At 64.8% G+C, this 14,561-nt stretch carries 14 protein-coding genes; 1 reads left to right on the top strand and 13 read right to left on the bottom strand.

Annotated features, from left to right (window positions below):
- Window positions 1-20: 20 nt before the first annotated feature.
- The 3 genes from K8I04_00930 to K8I04_00920 form a co-directional block, all read right to left on the bottom strand.
- A complete protein-coding gene (locus K8I04_00930) occupies window positions 21-2,147 on the bottom strand; it encodes an EAL domain-containing protein (protein MBZ0070287.1) in 2,127 nt (708 codons plus the stop codon).
- Between the two features lie 424 nt (window positions 2,148-2,571).
- Entirely contained in the window at window positions 2,572-2,754 is a 183-nt protein-coding gene (locus K8I04_00925; GenBank protein MBZ0070286.1) for a hypothetical protein, read from the bottom strand.
- Window positions 2,755-2,830: 76 nt separating this feature from the next.
- Entirely contained in the window at window positions 2,831-3,385 is a 555-nt protein-coding gene (locus tag K8I04_00920; GenBank protein MBZ0070285.1) for a hypothetical protein, read from the bottom strand.
- 244 nt (window positions 3,386-3,629) lie between these two features.
- On the opposite strand from K8I04_00920, the gene K8I04_00915 reads away from it, so the two are divergent.
- On the top strand, window positions 3,630-5,294 hold the full coding sequence (locus K8I04_00915; protein ID MBZ0070284.1) for a DUF116 domain-containing protein: 1,665 nt from the start codon (window positions 3,630-3,632) through the stop codon (window positions 5,292-5,294).
- Here K8I04_00915 and mgtE read toward each other — a convergent pair.
- From mgtE to lptB, 10 genes are all read right to left on the bottom strand, one after another.
- A complete protein-coding gene (gene mgtE, locus K8I04_00910) occupies window positions 5,254-6,615 on the bottom strand; it encodes a magnesium transporter (GenBank protein ID MBZ0070283.1) in 1,362 nt (453 codons plus the stop codon). The genes K8I04_00915 and mgtE overlap by 41 nt on opposite strands.
- A 121-nt stretch (window positions 6,616-6,736) precedes the next feature.
- Entirely contained in the window at window positions 6,737-8,488 is a 1,752-nt protein-coding gene (gene ptsP / locus K8I04_00905) for a phosphoenolpyruvate--protein phosphotransferase (GenBank protein ID MBZ0070282.1), read from the bottom strand.
- Window positions 8,489-8,809: 321 nt separating this feature from the next.
- The gene (locus tag K8I04_00900; protein ID MBZ0070281.1) at window positions 8,810-9,079 is read right to left on the bottom strand and encodes an HPr family phosphocarrier protein; all 270 of its coding nucleotides are present in this window, start codon (window positions 9,077-9,079) and stop codon (window positions 8,810-8,812) included.
- A 1-nt stretch (window position 9,080) separates the two neighbouring features.
- The gene (locus tag K8I04_00895) at window positions 9,081-9,485 is read right to left on the bottom strand and encodes a PTS fructose transporter subunit IIA (protein ID MBZ0070280.1); all 405 of its coding nucleotides are present in this window, start codon (window positions 9,483-9,485) and stop codon (window positions 9,081-9,083) included.
- Window positions 9,482-10,339 (bottom strand): RNase adapter RapZ, encoded by an 858-nt coding sequence (gene rapZ / locus K8I04_00890; protein ID MBZ0070279.1) that lies wholly within the window; start codon window positions 10,337-10,339, stop codon window positions 9,482-9,484. Before rapZ ends, K8I04_00895 begins: the two co-directional genes overlap by 4 nt.
- Entirely contained in the window at window positions 10,336-11,286 is a 951-nt protein-coding gene (gene hprK / locus K8I04_00885) for an HPr(Ser) kinase/phosphatase (GenBank protein MBZ0070278.1), read from the bottom strand. Before hprK ends, rapZ begins: the two co-directional genes overlap by 4 nt.
- On the bottom strand, window positions 11,283-11,753 hold the full coding sequence (ptsN, locus tag K8I04_00880) for a PTS IIA-like nitrogen regulatory protein PtsN (protein ID MBZ0070277.1): 471 nt from the start codon (window positions 11,751-11,753) through the stop codon (window positions 11,283-11,285). The genes hprK and ptsN overlap by 4 nt, the downstream gene beginning before the upstream one ends.
- A gap of 43 nt (window positions 11,754-11,796) precedes the next feature.
- A complete protein-coding gene (gene raiA / locus K8I04_00875; protein ID MBZ0070276.1) occupies window positions 11,797-12,120 on the bottom strand; it encodes a ribosome-associated translation inhibitor RaiA in 324 nt (107 codons plus the stop codon).
- Between the two features lie 31 nt (window positions 12,121-12,151).
- A complete protein-coding gene (locus tag K8I04_00870) occupies window positions 12,152-13,648 on the bottom strand; it encodes an RNA polymerase factor sigma-54 (GenBank protein ID MBZ0070275.1) in 1,497 nt (498 codons plus the stop codon).
- An 85-nt stretch (window positions 13,649-13,733) separates the two neighbouring features.
- On the bottom strand, window positions 13,734-14,459 hold the full coding sequence (lptB, locus tag K8I04_00865) for an LPS export ABC transporter ATP-binding protein (GenBank protein ID MBZ0070274.1): 726 nt from the start codon (window positions 14,457-14,459) through the stop codon (window positions 13,734-13,736).
- Window positions 14,460-14,561: the final 102 nt, after the last annotated feature.

The raw sequence follows: 14,561 nt of genomic DNA, 5'->3' as shown, positions 1-14,561 counted from the left end.
GGGGTCTCGAAGGGCTGGGATTATCGCCCCGATCCCCGCTCCAGGGAAGGCATGCCGGCGGGGGTGGGGCGCGTGCCGCTGGCAAGATAACGGACGAATCCATCCACGGGCAGTGGCGGCGAAAACCAGTAGCCTTGGGCCTCGTCGCAGCCCTCGTGACACAGGGCCGAGAGGGTCCGCTGGTCTTCCACGCCCTCGGCGACGGTGCGCAGATTGAGGCTGCGCGCCAGCTGCACGATGGCGCGGACGATCACGGCATCGTTCGGGTCATCGACCATATCGCGGACGAAAGACTGGTCGATCTTCAGCTTGTCGATGTCGAGGCGCTTGAGATAGGCCAGGCTCGAATAGCCTGTGCCGAAGTCATCGACGGACAGCTTCACGCCCTGGGCCTTCAGTTCCCGCACCTTCGCCAGCACCTTCTCGGTGTCCTGGATCAGGATCGACTCGGTGAGCTCGAGTTCCAGGTTCTCTGGCGGCAGGCCGGACGCCCTCAATGCCTGGGCGACGATCTGCTCCAGTTTACCACGCCGGAACTGTACCGCTGAGAGGTTCACCGCGACCGTCAGCGGCGGCAGCCCCGCGCGTTGCCACGCGGCCGCCTGGCGGCAGGCCTCCTCGATCACCCATTGGCCGATGGGCACGATGAGCCCGCTGTCCTCCGCGATGGGGATGAAGCGGAACGGCGCCACCAGGCCGAATACGGGGTGATTCCAGCGGATCAGCGCCTCGGCGCCGGTCACCGCCATGGTCTCGAGATCGATCTGTGGCTGGAAATGCAGTACGAACTCCCCCTGATCGAGGGCCTTGCGCAGGCTGTTGCGGATCTGCAGGTGCTCCACCGCGTCGAGGTTCATCTTTTCGGTGTGATAGCGATAGGTATTCCGCCCCGCATCCTTGGCGTGGTACATGGCGGTGTCGGCCTTCATCAGCAGGGTGTCGAAGTCACGGCCGTCGTCCGGGTAGACGGCGATGCCCAGTGAGAACGAGGTGGACAGATCGTGCCCGTCGACGTCGAAGGGTTTGGCCAGCTGGTCGAGGATGTGCTCGGCGACGTCGGTGATGACGTCGGTGTTATGCACGTCGGCGACGACCACCAGGAACTCGTCGCCGCCCAGACGGGCGAGGGTGTCCATATGGCGGATGCAGTCGTGCAGACGCGCGGCGATCGTGGTGAGCACGGCATCGCCGACCACGTGTCCGAGCGAGTCGTTGATGGTCTTGAAGTTGTCGAGATCGAGGAACAGCAGCGCCACCTTGTTGCCGGACCGGTCGGCATACGCCATCGCCATCTCCGCGTGATCGCGGGCCAACAGCCGGTTCGGCAGGTGCGTCAGTGCATCGTGGTAGGCGAGGAACTCGATCTGGGCCTCGGCACGGGTGCGCTCGGTAATCTCCTGCTTCATGTCGCGCAGCATGCCCATGTGGCAGGCGAACATGTATTGGATGGTGAACGCGTAGGCGATCAACCGGAGGACGTGCCACAGCCACCACTGCCCGTCCCAGAGACGCGAAAAGGGAAAGATGATCGCCGCCGTGCCCAGCACCATATAGAAGACAGCGAAGGTCAGATCCTCGGCGTCCCGACTACGGGCGTGGCGGTTGGCGAAATAAACGCAGGCGGTGAACGACAGCAGCCCCGCGACGATGTTGATGACCTCCAGCGGGACGGCGAAGCCCCCATAGGTATCGAGGGCGGGCAGCGCCTCGGGGCGCAGCAGGAAGAACAGCCCGACCCCGCCCGCGAGCACGGCCACGAGGCGATGGAAGGCGAGCCGTTGCAGCGCTGGTCCCCAGCCGAGCCAGATCAGTGCGGGGAAGAGCCCCCCGGCGATCGATGCCAGGCTGCGCAGCCAGACAAAAGTGGGGGCGGTCTCGTCCGAAACGGCGTGGAAGCCGTCCAGGATGCCCATGGCCAGGAATCCCAGGGCCACCAGGTAAAGGTGACTATCGAGATCACCCTGCCGGTCCCGACCGAGCAACAGGACGGCGAAGGCGATGGCGGGAATGGCGCCCAGCATCTCGACGGCCGTGTGCAGCGTGGGATTGGGCAGATAGGAGGTACTGCTCAGCGGCGGCAGGACCGAGACGAACAGCAGGGCGCTGAACAGTGCCATCATGGCCAGCAGGACCTGTCTGACGGTCATGGCTGCGCCAGTGCCGACAGGGCAACGGGGGAGACGCCGGTGGGCAGCCCACGGACCGTGGGGGCCCGGGTCATCGCGGGGCTGACGTCCAGCAGGCGGCGAATGGGTGGCGCTGCGGTGAGCAAGGTCCCCCTCCAGCATTTTGATTTTTATCAATACTACACCGGGGCCCGACCGGGTGAAACCCACCGTGTGGTTGGCCCCGGCTGCATAACCCTGTTTGGCGGCGATCTCGCGAACAACCTGAGCGGGCCGGCTGCTGCCAGGGCGGCGGAACGCATACGGCCGACCGCCTGGCCGCGCTGCCCGGTGCGTTGCGCACTGCTGCGGCGCTTGCGTCACGGCGGTTCACATAAAAAAAGGCGCCCCCCCATCCTGGGGGGACGCCCTCGCACCGCCTGCCAGCGGTTACTGCTCTTGCGCGTTAGAAGCGGAGGTGGGCCGCGGTACTCAGGTGCTGCCGCGCCCCGTGCCCATTGTTGCTGCCGCTGTCGATCCTGTCGTCGGTGTGGTGGCGCGTGAGCACCAGCCCCGGCACCGTACTGACCGGATTCTGAGGTGTGATGTGATAGCGAATCGGGCGCGTGGGCGACTTGATGCAGGTCAAATCTCGCCCATGGAGACCGGTGCAATGGCCGAGCAGCCAACATTTGTCAACGAATGGCGTGGTCTGCCGTCGCCGGTCACGGTTGGCGCCAGTCGAGGACCTCGACGTCGAGACGGGTGATGCGGATTCCGCCGCCGGCGTGCCGGTAGTGGGTGGTGCGGCGACTGGTGTAGCGCAGTGGCTGGCCGTTCCAGCGCAGGCTCTCGTGCAGCAGCTGTACGCCGACGGCCGAGCGTCGGTCGGCGGCGATGCGGTACTGCGCCGGCTGCGGTCGCACCCGGTAGCCGTCGGCGACCGCATTGGCCTGCCAGGCGTACAGGAGGAACTCGCTACGGCCGAGGTGCAGCGTCTGTGGGCCCCGATCGGTCGGTACCTGGATCACGGCCCGGAAATCAGCTGCCAGCAGACGCTCCAGTGCCAGTACATCGCCGTGGACGGTCGCCTCCAGGGCGCTGCGGTCGACCGCAGCGAGATGCGCGCTGCTGAGTGGCTCTGCGGCGAAGCTGGGTGCGCAACACCACAGCAGCAGCACGGCGATGAGGCCGCGACAGGTGCACAGGGCTGCCGGGGAGAGGGCGGCCCTGGTGCGGCCGGCCGCAGTACGTATCGGTAGGGATTCTGAGCATGGCATAGGTGGCGACCAGTCTACGCCTGATCCCCGATAGTGCGCAGCTCGTCCAGCGCCAGGAACGTCCCCAACACGATGCCGACCGTCCTACGGGCAGGAGCATGCCAAGCCGGCGGGGCGCGTTGACCCATATCAAGTCAATATTCCACCGCGACTTTATTATTAGAGCTTTCTTATGGATAGGTGGCCACCGCGGGAGGTACTCGTGGGTGAGGGTGGGCCGCCGCATGAGCCGGAGGTAGGGTATATGCGCCGCGCACCGTTCATGGTGGTCGAGACGGGAGTCAACAGCGCCGAGGTCAATAATGCGATGGACCGGGCCTGGCTGGTCGGCCACGCCGCGGGCGAGCGTGCCAGTCTGTTACGCTTCTATCGCAGCCCGGCGAGCACCTGGCTCGGCCTGCACCAGTGGCCGGAGCGCGAGCTGCGGCTGTTGTACTGCCACCGCAAGGGTCTCGAGGTGGTGCGTCGTATCACCGGCGGCGGCACCCTGTACGTGGACGAGCGGCAGCTCGGCTTCAGCCTGATCATCAAATGGAGCGAGCGCCTCGCCGAGCAGGGCGAGACCGCGATCCTGCAGCGCGGCTGCCAGGCGCTGGTGGTCGCGTTGCAGGGGTTCGGCATCGCTGCGGAATTCAAGGCGCCGAACGACATCGAGGTGGGCGGCCGCAAGCTCGCGAGCCTGTTCATCAGCCGCTACCGCGGCTCCATCCTGCTGCAGGGTGTGTTGCTGATGGCCGCCGACAGCGCGCGCATCGTCAGTGCCCTGCGACTACCGACCGAACCGGCGTCCGGCGACGGTCATGCACCGGCGGTCGAGCGCCTGACCGCCCTGGACCGCCTGCTGGCACACCCGCCGGCGCCGGCGCGGCTGCGCAAGGCACTGGCCGAGGCGCTGGCCACGGTCTTCAATCTGGGCGCGCAGCCCTCCACCAAGACGGTCTATGCGACGCTGCGCAACATCACCCGGCCCGACGGCTGGCCGGCCGGGCTCGACCGGCCGCTGCGCATCCCGACGGCGACCACCTACTGGCGTGAGCTTGCGGCCACCCAGGCCGACATGGCCGAGTCCTTCTGGCACACGCCGACCGGTCTGCTGCGCGCCCGCCTGCACTGGGACGCGTTGCGCCAGGCACCGCGTGATCTGGAGGTCGGCGGTCAGGTGCAGGTCTATCCGCTGAACCTGTTCCAGCGCCTGGCAGAGGACCTGGTCGGTGTGTCGCGCATCGAGCTGCCGGGGCGCTTCGCCGCGGTGTGCGACCAGTTGCAGGCACGACTGGTCGGCTTCCGCCGCGCGGACCTGCTGGCGGTGCTCGAGCGTGCCTGGGATCGTGCGGAACAGCAGCGCCGCTTCGGGCTGAGTGTGGATCAGGCCAACCGTCTGACCCTGGTGGGCGCCGCCGACACGACCGCCGCGGCCGCCCTGGTCGCGCGCGCCGATACGCTGTTGTTGCCGTACTGTGCGCGTCCGCCCGGGTGCCGCGAGCGCCCGCTCGAGGACTGCCAGGACTGTTCCGGCTGTGAGGTCGGCAGCGCCTATCGCACCGCGCAGGAGTACGGGCTGAGCGTGCGTGAGGGTACCACCTCGGTGGGGTTCGAGACGCTGTTGGCGCGGCTGCGTGCCGAGGGTTCGACCGGCGTGGTCGGCATGACCTGCCAGACCTTTTTCATCAAGCACAGCGAGGTATTCGAGCGCGCGGGCCTGCCGCTGGTGTTGCTGGATATCGGTGGGACGACCTGCTACGAACTGCAGCAGGAGGCGCTCGGCTACGACGGTCGCTTCCCCTACAAAACGACGCTGGATATCCCCGTGCTGGAGAAGCTGGTGCGCACCAAGGTCGACGCGACGGCGGAAATGGAGGACCGTCCGGCTACAGCAGAAACAGGGTGCCGAGTCCCAGCAGCGTCATGAAGCCGACCACGTCGGTGACGGTGGTGAGCATCACGCCGCCGGCGAGTGCGGGATCGATGCCCATACGGCGTTGTGCCAGCGGGATGGCCACACCGGCCACCGCCCCGGCCAGCAGGTTGATGATCATGGCCGAACCGACGATGACACCGATGCGTACATCATGGAACCACAAGATGGTGACGCCTGCGACTACCATCGCCACTACGGCACCGTTGAGCAGGCCGACGCTGGATTCCTTGACGAACAGGTGACGGGTGTTGGCATCGCTCAAGCGGCCGAGCGCCAACCCGCGGATCACCAGCATCAACGTCTGGCTGCCGGCGATGCCGCCCATGCTCGCCACCACCGGCATCAGCACGGCCAGTGCCACCACCTTCTCGATCGTGCCTTCGAATTGTCCCACCACCGATGACACCACGAAGGCCGTGACCAGGTTGAGGGCCAGCCACAGGGAGCGGCGTCGCATGGTGGAGAACACCGGCGCGAACATGTCGTCCTCCTCGTCCAGACCGGCCATGCTCATCAGGGAGTGGTCGGCCTCGTCGCGGATGACGTCGACAACGTCGTCGATGGTGATGCGGCCGAGCAGCTTGCCGGTGTCGTCGACCACCGGCGCGGAGATCAGGTCGCGGTCCTGGAAGATCTTGGCGACCTCGGCGTCCGGCAGATCGGCGCGGATGCCCTCGACCTCACGGTCCATGACCTCGGCGACGGTCTTGTCCGGATCACTGGTGAGCAGTGTGGTCAGCGGCAGCAGGCCGAGGTACTTGTCGTAGCGGCTCACCACCATCAGGCTGTCGGTGAGATCGGGGATGTTGCCGCGCAGGCGCAGATAGCGCAGCACCACGTCCAGCGACACATCGGCGCGCACCGTCACCGTGTCGATGTTCATCATGCCGCCGGCGGTGTCCTCTGGATAGGACAGCACCGCCTCCAGGCGGTGGCGGTTCTGCAGGTCCATGGCCCGCAGCACTTCGTGGATCACGGCACCGGGCAGGTCGGCGAGCAGGTCGGCCAGGTCGTCGGTGTCCAGGCCTTCGGTCATGGCGACCAGCTCGCCCGGCTCCATCTCCCGGATCAGGCCGCCGCGGACCTCATCGTTGACGTGCAGCAATACCTCGCCACGGTCCTCCGGGTCGACCAGTTCCCAGAGAATGATGCGGGGTTTCAGCGGCAGGGATTCGAGCAGATCGCCGATCTCCGCCGGGTGCAGGTTGTGCATCAGCCGGCGTACCTTGCCGGCCGCACCCGAGGCAAGCGCCTCGGACAGGATCTCCAGGCGGCTCTGAGTACGGTGCTGTTCGGTGTCGGCGTCGGCCATGGGTGTCCTCGAGGGGCGGACATGAGCAATCACGCGCAGTGTAACAGGCGGCTATAGTGCGGTAAAAAAATGCTGCGGGAATCTTGCCTGCGTGGCCGCCCCGACGACGGTGGGGTGCAGCTCAGGTGCTGGCCGCGTTGACGCGCTCGAGGAGCGCCGCGATGTGCGCGGGCTCGTGTTCCTTGAGCAACCTCATGGTCAGCAGACCGAGCTGTTCGGTGTCGCTGCCATTGACGATGTGCTTCACCTCCAACAGTGTCGCCGGCAGCATACTGAAGTCACGCAGCCCCAGTCCGAGCAGGAGGCGGGTATAGCGCGGGTCGCCGGCCATCTCGCCGCACATCGATACCGGGATGCCGGCGCGGCTGCCGGCCTCGATGACCCGGTGGATGAGGCTGAGCACCGCCGGATGCAGCGGGTCGTAGAGATAGTTCACCTCGTCGTCGGTGCGGTCGATGGCCAACGTATACTGGATCAGGTCGTTGGTACCGATGGACAGGAAATCCAGTTTGTGGGCAAAAAAATCGGCGGACAGCGCCGCGGCCGGCACCTCGATCATGCCGCCGATGGGCATGGTGGGGTCATAGGCCAGTCCCTCGACGTCGAGTTCGCGCCGGGTCTCGGCGATCAGTTCCAGCACCTGCAGCACTTCCTGGGCGTTGGACAGCATGGGGACCATCAGGCGCGTCGGTCCCAGCGCCGAGGCGCGCAGGATGGCGCGCAGTTGCGGCCGGAACAGGCTGGGATTGTGCAGACACAGGCGGATGGCGCGCAGCCCCAGCGCGGGGTTGGTACACGGACGGCCGATCGGGTTGCCGCCGTCGACCTCCTTGTCGGCGCCCAGGTCCAGGGTGCGGATGGTCAGTGGCAGGCCATCGAGCTGGCGGATCACTGCCGTGTAGGCGTCCAGCTGCTCGGATTCGTCGGGCGTGTCCACGCGGTTCATGAACAGAAATTCGGTGCGGTACAGGCCCACCCCTTCGGCGCCGGCCGCCAGCACCGCCTGGACGTCCTCGGGCAGTTCGATATTGGCCTGCAACCGGATGGCGACACGGTTGCGGGTGACGGCCGCCGTGCCCTTGAGCTGCTTCAGGGCACGTTGCTGGCGCTGCTCCTCGGCCTGCAGCGCCCGGTACTGGGCCAGCAGGGCCGCATCGGCGCCAGCGATGATGATACCGCGCTGCCCATCGACGATGATGAGTTCGTCGTCTTTCAGGTAGCGACGCACGTGGCGTACGCCGACGACGGTGGGGACACGCAGGCTGCGGGCAATGATGGCGGTATGCGACAGCGGCCCACCGTACTCGGTGACGAAGGCGGCGATGCCCTGATGCTGCATGAGTACGGCGTCGGCGGGTGTGAGATCGTCGGCCAGCAGGATCCGCCCGTTCAGCCGCCCGTCGACGATGTCCTCGTGTTCCGGTCCCTGGTACTCATGGATCAGGATGCGCTGCAGGCGCGAGACTACGTGATCGATATCGTCCTTGCGCGTGCGCAGATAGGCATCGTCCATCTCCTCGAAGACCTGCGCCAGGGCATCGCGCTGCAGTTTGAGCGCCCATTCGGCATTGCACTGCAGTGACTGGATGAGGTGCTCGGGTGCGACGGTGAGGGTCGAATCCTCGAGCATCAGGATGTGTGTGTCGATGAACTCGACGATGTCGGCACGCGTATTGGGCGGGACACGTTCGCGGATGGCGCGCAGTTGGCCGCGGGCGATCTCCAGGGCGCGGCGGAAGCGCGCCACCTCGTCGTCCAGCAGCTCCTTCGGGATGGAATATTCCAACACCTCCAACTCGCCACGCAGCAGCGTGTGGGCCTTGCCGATGACAATGCCGCGCGATACCCCGATACCAGTGAGCTGGACGGCCATGGTGTCTCGCCAATCTCCTGTCGAATGGCCTCGTCAGGCGTGAGGCGTGAGGAGTGAGGGGTGAGGAGAAAAGATCTTAGCCACGGAAGCACACGGAAAAACACGAAATGTCTATTATGGCGGAAAACCTGAGGTATTTTGGAGCCTTGGCTCTTACAGGCTCCTGCTCGGGTTATCGTCCCACTCTATCGGGGCTGCCGGTTTTGACAATAAATTTCTTCCGTGCTTTTCCGTGTGTTTCCGTGGCTAAGATCTTTTCTCCTCACTCCTAACGCCTCACTCCTCGCTCCTAACGCCTAACACCTCACGCCTCACGCCCCCTCACTCCCCCTCCTGGAAGCGATCCAGGATGAGTGCCTCGAGCTGCTGCAGGGCCTCCGCCTCGTCCAGGCCCTCGGTCGATACCGTCAGTGTCGTGCCCTTGGAGGCGGCGAGCATCATCACGCCCATGATGCTCTTGCCATTGACCGTCTGGCCGTTGCGTGCGACCTCGACGGTACTCTCGAACTGTGATGCCAGGGTCACGAACTTGGCTGCCGCGCGCGCGTGCAGGCCGAGCTTGTTGATGATGACAATGTCTTTTTGCTGCATCTCAGAGTCCGGTTGCCGGTTTGCACAGCACGATGCCATCACGGCCACCGCTCAATGCCTTGGCGGTCAATTCGTCCAGGTTCAGACGTGGATAGTTCAACACCCGCACCAGCATAGGCACGTTGATGCCGGCGACGATCTGCACCGGGTAGTGGTCATGCAGGCGGTTGATGATGTTGCTGGGCGTGGAACCGTAGATGTCGGTCAGGATCAGTACGCCGTGGCCGTGGCCGTTGAGTTTTTCCACCAGCTGTTCGGCCTTCTGCAGGGTGGCCTCGGGGTCGCAGTCGAAGGTCACTGGCAGCACCGCGGTCGCCAGCGGGCAGACGCCCAGCATCTGGGTGGCGGTGTTCAGCAGGTCGTCGCCGAGCCGTCCGTGGGTGACGATCAGCAGGCCGACGCTCATGACAGCTCCCGGTGGCGCACCAGTACCGACGGGTGGCGTGCGCGGAAATGCTCACCCAGGCGGCGCGCCAGGTACACGGAGCGGTGCTGACCACCGGTGCAGCCAAGCGCGACGGTGAGATAGCTGCGGTTCTCGCGCTCGAAGTACGGTATCCAGGTGTCGAGAAAATCGTGGATGGAGTCGAACATCGTGTCGACCATGGGTTGTGCATCAAGGTATTCCACCACGTCCGCATCCAGCCCCGTCTGTGGCCGCAGACGGGCGTCCCAATGCGGATTGGGCAGGCAGCGCACGTCGAAGACGAAGTCCGCATCCTCCGGGACGCCGTGTTTGAAGCCGAACGATTTGAACAGCAGCGACAGGGTGCCGGTGGTCTTGCCGGCCACCCGCTCCTGCACCAGGTCACGTAACTGGTGGATATGTGTATGGGTGGTGTCGATGTGCAGTGAGGCGTTGGCCGAGATCGGCTCCAGTAGCGAGCGCTCCTGGCGGATGGCATCGGCCAGCGGGACGTCGGGCCCGCTCAGCGGATGCTTGCGGCGGGTCTCGCTGAAACGCTTGAGCAGCGTCTCGTCATCGGCCTGCAGGTACACGATCTCGCAGTGGATGCCGCGCTCGCGCAGGCGTCGCACGATCTGTGGAAAATGCTGCAGCTCGGTGGACTGGTTGCGTGCATCGATACCGACCGCCGCATTGTCCGGGTTCGGTGATGGGCTATCCAGCAGCTGCTGGGCGAAGGGCTCGAGCAGGCCGATGGGGAGGTTGTCGATGCAGTAATAGCCCAGATCTTCGAGTGTGTGCAGGGCCACGCTCTTGCCAGACCCCGACAGGCCGCTGACGATCACCAGTCTCATAACGCATTCTTTTCGATCTGTTTCTGTTGCCGTTCGATGAACACCTGGCTGGCATCATACCCTTTCATGGCCAGGATGTGGGTACGCGCGGCCGCTTCCACCAGCACCGCCAGGTTGCGGCCGGGTGCGACGGGCAGGGTGACCTCGGGTATCTCCACGCCAAGGGCCTCGCGGGCGCGCCGGTTGCCGCGCAGGCGGTCGATACCGCGGATGTCCTGTTCCGACATCTTCTGCAGATGGATGATGAGGCGCAGATACTTGCTCTGTTTGATGGCGCTGTCACCAAACAACGCGCGGATGTTCAGGATACCGAGGCCGCGCACCTCCAGAAAATCGCGCAGCAGCTCCGGGCAGCTGCCCGCCAGCAGGTCGGGGGCGATACGGGCAAACTCGGGAATGTCGTCGGCGATCAGGCGGTGGCCCCGGCTGACCAGTTCCAGCGCCAGTTCGCTCTTGCCGATGCTCGGGTCGCCGGTGATGAGCACGCCGATACCCATGACTTCCATGAACACCCCGTGCAGCGTGGCGCGCTGGGCGTACAGTCCACCGTGGTAGTACTGGATCTGGGTGATCAATTCCTGACTCGGCACGGGCGAGCGCCAGACCGGGATACCGGCCGCATCGGCGGGTGCGCGCAGGTCGTCGGGCAGCGGCTGATCCTCACACAACACGACGAGGTCCGTGGTGTCGGCGAACAGCTGTTTGATGGTGTCCTTGCGGGAATTGGTGCGCAGGCCATCGAGGTAGTTCAGCTCGGCCTCACCGAGCACCTGGATGTGGTGCGGATGGATGAAGTTGAGGTGACCGACCAGCGATACGCGGGAGCGTTCATCGTCGGGCTGGTAACGAATACCACGCCCATGGCCGCCTTCGCCTGCCGCCCATTCCAGCAGCAGCTTGGACTGCAGGGCATCGAATAGCGTGGTGGTGGTGAGCGGTTCGCTCATGCGAGTTTGCGGTCGGGTTCCCAGTGTTGCAGCAGCTCGTACAGCCGCTGCTCATCGTGTGCCTCCCGCAGCTGCGCACAGAAGGATGCTTCGCTGAACATCTGCGCCAGCTGCGCCAGTAATTGCAGGTGCTCGTCGGTGGATTCCGCCGGCACCAGCAGGCCGAAGACCAGGTCTACGGGCTTGCTGTCGCTGGCATCGAAATCGATACCCGCCTCCAGGCGCATGAAGGCGCCCAGTGGCTCCGCCAGGCCGCTCATGCGGCCGTGGGGGATGGCGACGCCCTGGCCCAGGCCGGTGCTGCCCAGGCGCTCGCGGGCGATGAGGCCGTCAAAGATCTCCTCGGCCGTGACGTTGGGCGCGGACGCGGCCAGCAGCTGGCTGAGTTGTTCCAAAACACGCTTCTTACTCGACAGGTCCCGGCAGAGGACAACCCGTTCCGGGGTGAGGAGGCTGGAGATGTGCATCGTGGGTCTATCCCTCGTCGCCCGACCGGGCAGCATGTCGGGTTCAGACGTCCTGATTCTTGAGTGAGCCTTCGCTGCGATGGTGGTCGGTGAGCTTTTCCTTGTACTTCTTCAGTTGCCGGTCGAGTTTGTCGACCAGGGCGTCGATGGCCGCATACATGTCTTCGTCGATGGTTTCCGCGTACAGCTTGCCCCCCGACACGTGTGCCGTCGCATCGGCCTTCTGGCGCAGCTTCTCGACGCTCAGCACCACATGGACGTCGGTGACATTGTCGAACCGTCGTTCCAGCCGTTCCATCTTCGTGTTGACATAGTCGCGCAGCGCGTCGGTGATGTCGATATGGTGGCCGGAAATGATGATTTGCATGTTGCTACTCCTGGAGTGGGTGTAACCTGGGTCAGCTCAGCCGCTTGCGTTCGTTGGATGGCGGAATCGCCAACGCCTCGCGGTATTTGGCGATGGTGCGGCGCGCTACCTGAATGCCATCCTTGCCGAGCAGGTCGGCGATCTTGCTGTCGCTGAGCGGCTTGGTCGGCAGCTCCTCGGCGACGAGTTTCCGGATCATAGCGCGGATTGCCGTCGCTGAGCATTCGCCACCGTCGGCGGTACTGACATGGCTGGAGAAGAAGTATTTGAATTCGTAGATGCCGCGCGGGGTATGCATGTATTTCTGGGTGGTGACGCGGGAGATGGTCGACTCGTGCATCTCCACTACCTCGGCGACTTCACGCAGCACCAGTGGCCTCATGGCCTCCTCGCCATAATCGAAGAAGCCCCGTTGACGGTCGACGATGCAGCTGGCGACCTTGAGCAGCGTCTCGTTGCGACTCTGCAGGCTCTTCAGGAACCAGCGCGCCTCCTGCAGATGGTTACGCAGATAGTTGTTGTCATCGCTGTTGTCGGCACGTTTCACCAGCCCGGCGTACTGGGCATTGATACGCAGTTTGGGCGCGGCGTCCGGGTTCAGGTCGACACGCCACTTACTGTTGCGTTTGGTGACGAATACGTCCGGTACGATGTACTGGGGTGGCGGGCCGGAGATCTGCGAGCCGGGCCGTGGATTCAAGGTCTGAATCAGGGTGATGCAGTCCTGCAAACCGCCCTCGTCGATCTTCATACGGCGCATGATCTGGGTGTAATCGCGCGCGCCGAGCAGATCCAGGTACTGCGTGACCAGGTTCAGGGTCTCGGCCAGCCAGGGCGTGTCGCCAGGCAGCTGCTTGAGCTGGATCTCCAGGCATTCGTTCAGGTTGCGCGCACCTACGCCGACGGGGTCGAAGTGCTGGATGCGATGTAATACCGCTTCCACCTCGTCCAGTTCGATCTCGGGATTCGCCTTGTTCAGACCCTCCAGGAGTTCCTCGAGCGGGGCGCCGAGATAACCATCGTCGTTGATGGCGTCGATGAGCATCGTGGCGATGGCGCGGTCGGTGAGGCTGAAGGGTGTCAGCTCCATCTGCCACAGGAGGTGATCGTAGAGTGTTCCGCCGCCGGCGTTGTGTGTTTCGAAGAAGTCACGGTTGTCGTCGCCACCCGACGCGCTGTAGCTGGTGGCACCGGAATCGTAGATCGCGTCCCAGTCGCTGTCGACCGCCAGCTCCTCGGGGATCTTCTCGGGTGTGGAGAAATCCGCTTCGGGGTTGGGTTCGACGTGGCTGTCCTCGCGGGCGGCGGCCGCGACGGTCTCTGCCTCGGCGGTCTCCGCCGCGGTGGCGCCATGCGGCTCCTCGGTGTTGTCGGACTCGACCGCCTCCAACATCAGGTTCGAGTCCAGCGCCTGCTGGATCTCGAGCTGCAGCTCCAGCGTCGACAACTGCAGCAGTCGGATCGCCTGCTGCAGTTGCGGGGTCATCGTCAGATGCTGGCCGAGACGGAGTTGGATCGATTGCTTCATAGTTTCCGGCGGATGCCAAATGGCGGTCTCAGCGTCTAACTCTAACCAATAAGCATTATTTGTGCCAGTGCTTCCCGGGGTTTTTTCACAACCGGAAATCCTGACCCAGATAAACCTCGCGCACCTGTTCATTGCCGAGCAGTTCCGCCGGCACCCCGGCGGCGATCACGCGACCGTCGCTGAGGATGTAGGCGCGGCCGCAGATACCGAGCGTTTCGCGTACGTTATGGTCGGTGATCAGCACGCCGATGCCACGGTCGGTAAGATGCCGCACGATGCGCTGGATGTCGATGACGGAGAGCGGGTCGACGCCGGCGAAGGGTTCGTCGAGCAGCATGAAACGCGGTGCCGTGGCCAGCGCGCGGGCGATCTCGACGCGCCGCCGCTCCCCGCCCGACAGACTGATGCCGGGCTGGTCGATCAGATGGTCGATATGCAGTTCGTGCAGCAGTTCCTCGAGCAGGCGCTGACGGTCCTGGCGGGTGAGCCCGGCGCGGGTCTCGAGGATGGCGAGGATGTTGTCGCGTACGCTCAGCTTGCGAAACACCGAGGCTTCCTGGGGTAGATAACCGAGCCCGGCGCGGGCGCGGGCGTGCATGGGCAGGCGCGTGATATCGCGGTCGCCGAGGCGGATGCGGCCACTGTCGCAGCCGACCAGGCCGACGATCATGTAGAAGCAGGTGGTCTTGCCGGCGCCGTTGGGCCCGAGCAGGCCGACGACCTCACCACTGCCGACCTGCACCGACACATCGTTGACGACGGCGCGGGTCTGGTAGCGTTTGACGAGGTTCGTGGCTTGGAGTAGGGACATGATTTTAGGGTTCGGTTGTTGGGATTCGGGATTCGGGATTCGGGATTCGGGATTCGGGAAGGAGTGTGGAGCCTCTGGATGGAGTGTCAATACCCTGAACCC

Source organism: Gammaproteobacteria bacterium, from assembly GCA_019911805.1.
Lineage (GTDB): Bacteria > Pseudomonadota > Gammaproteobacteria > Thiohalobacterales > Thiohalobacteraceae > JAHJQQ01.
This window is presented reverse-complemented; position numbering and strand designations above follow the sequence as displayed.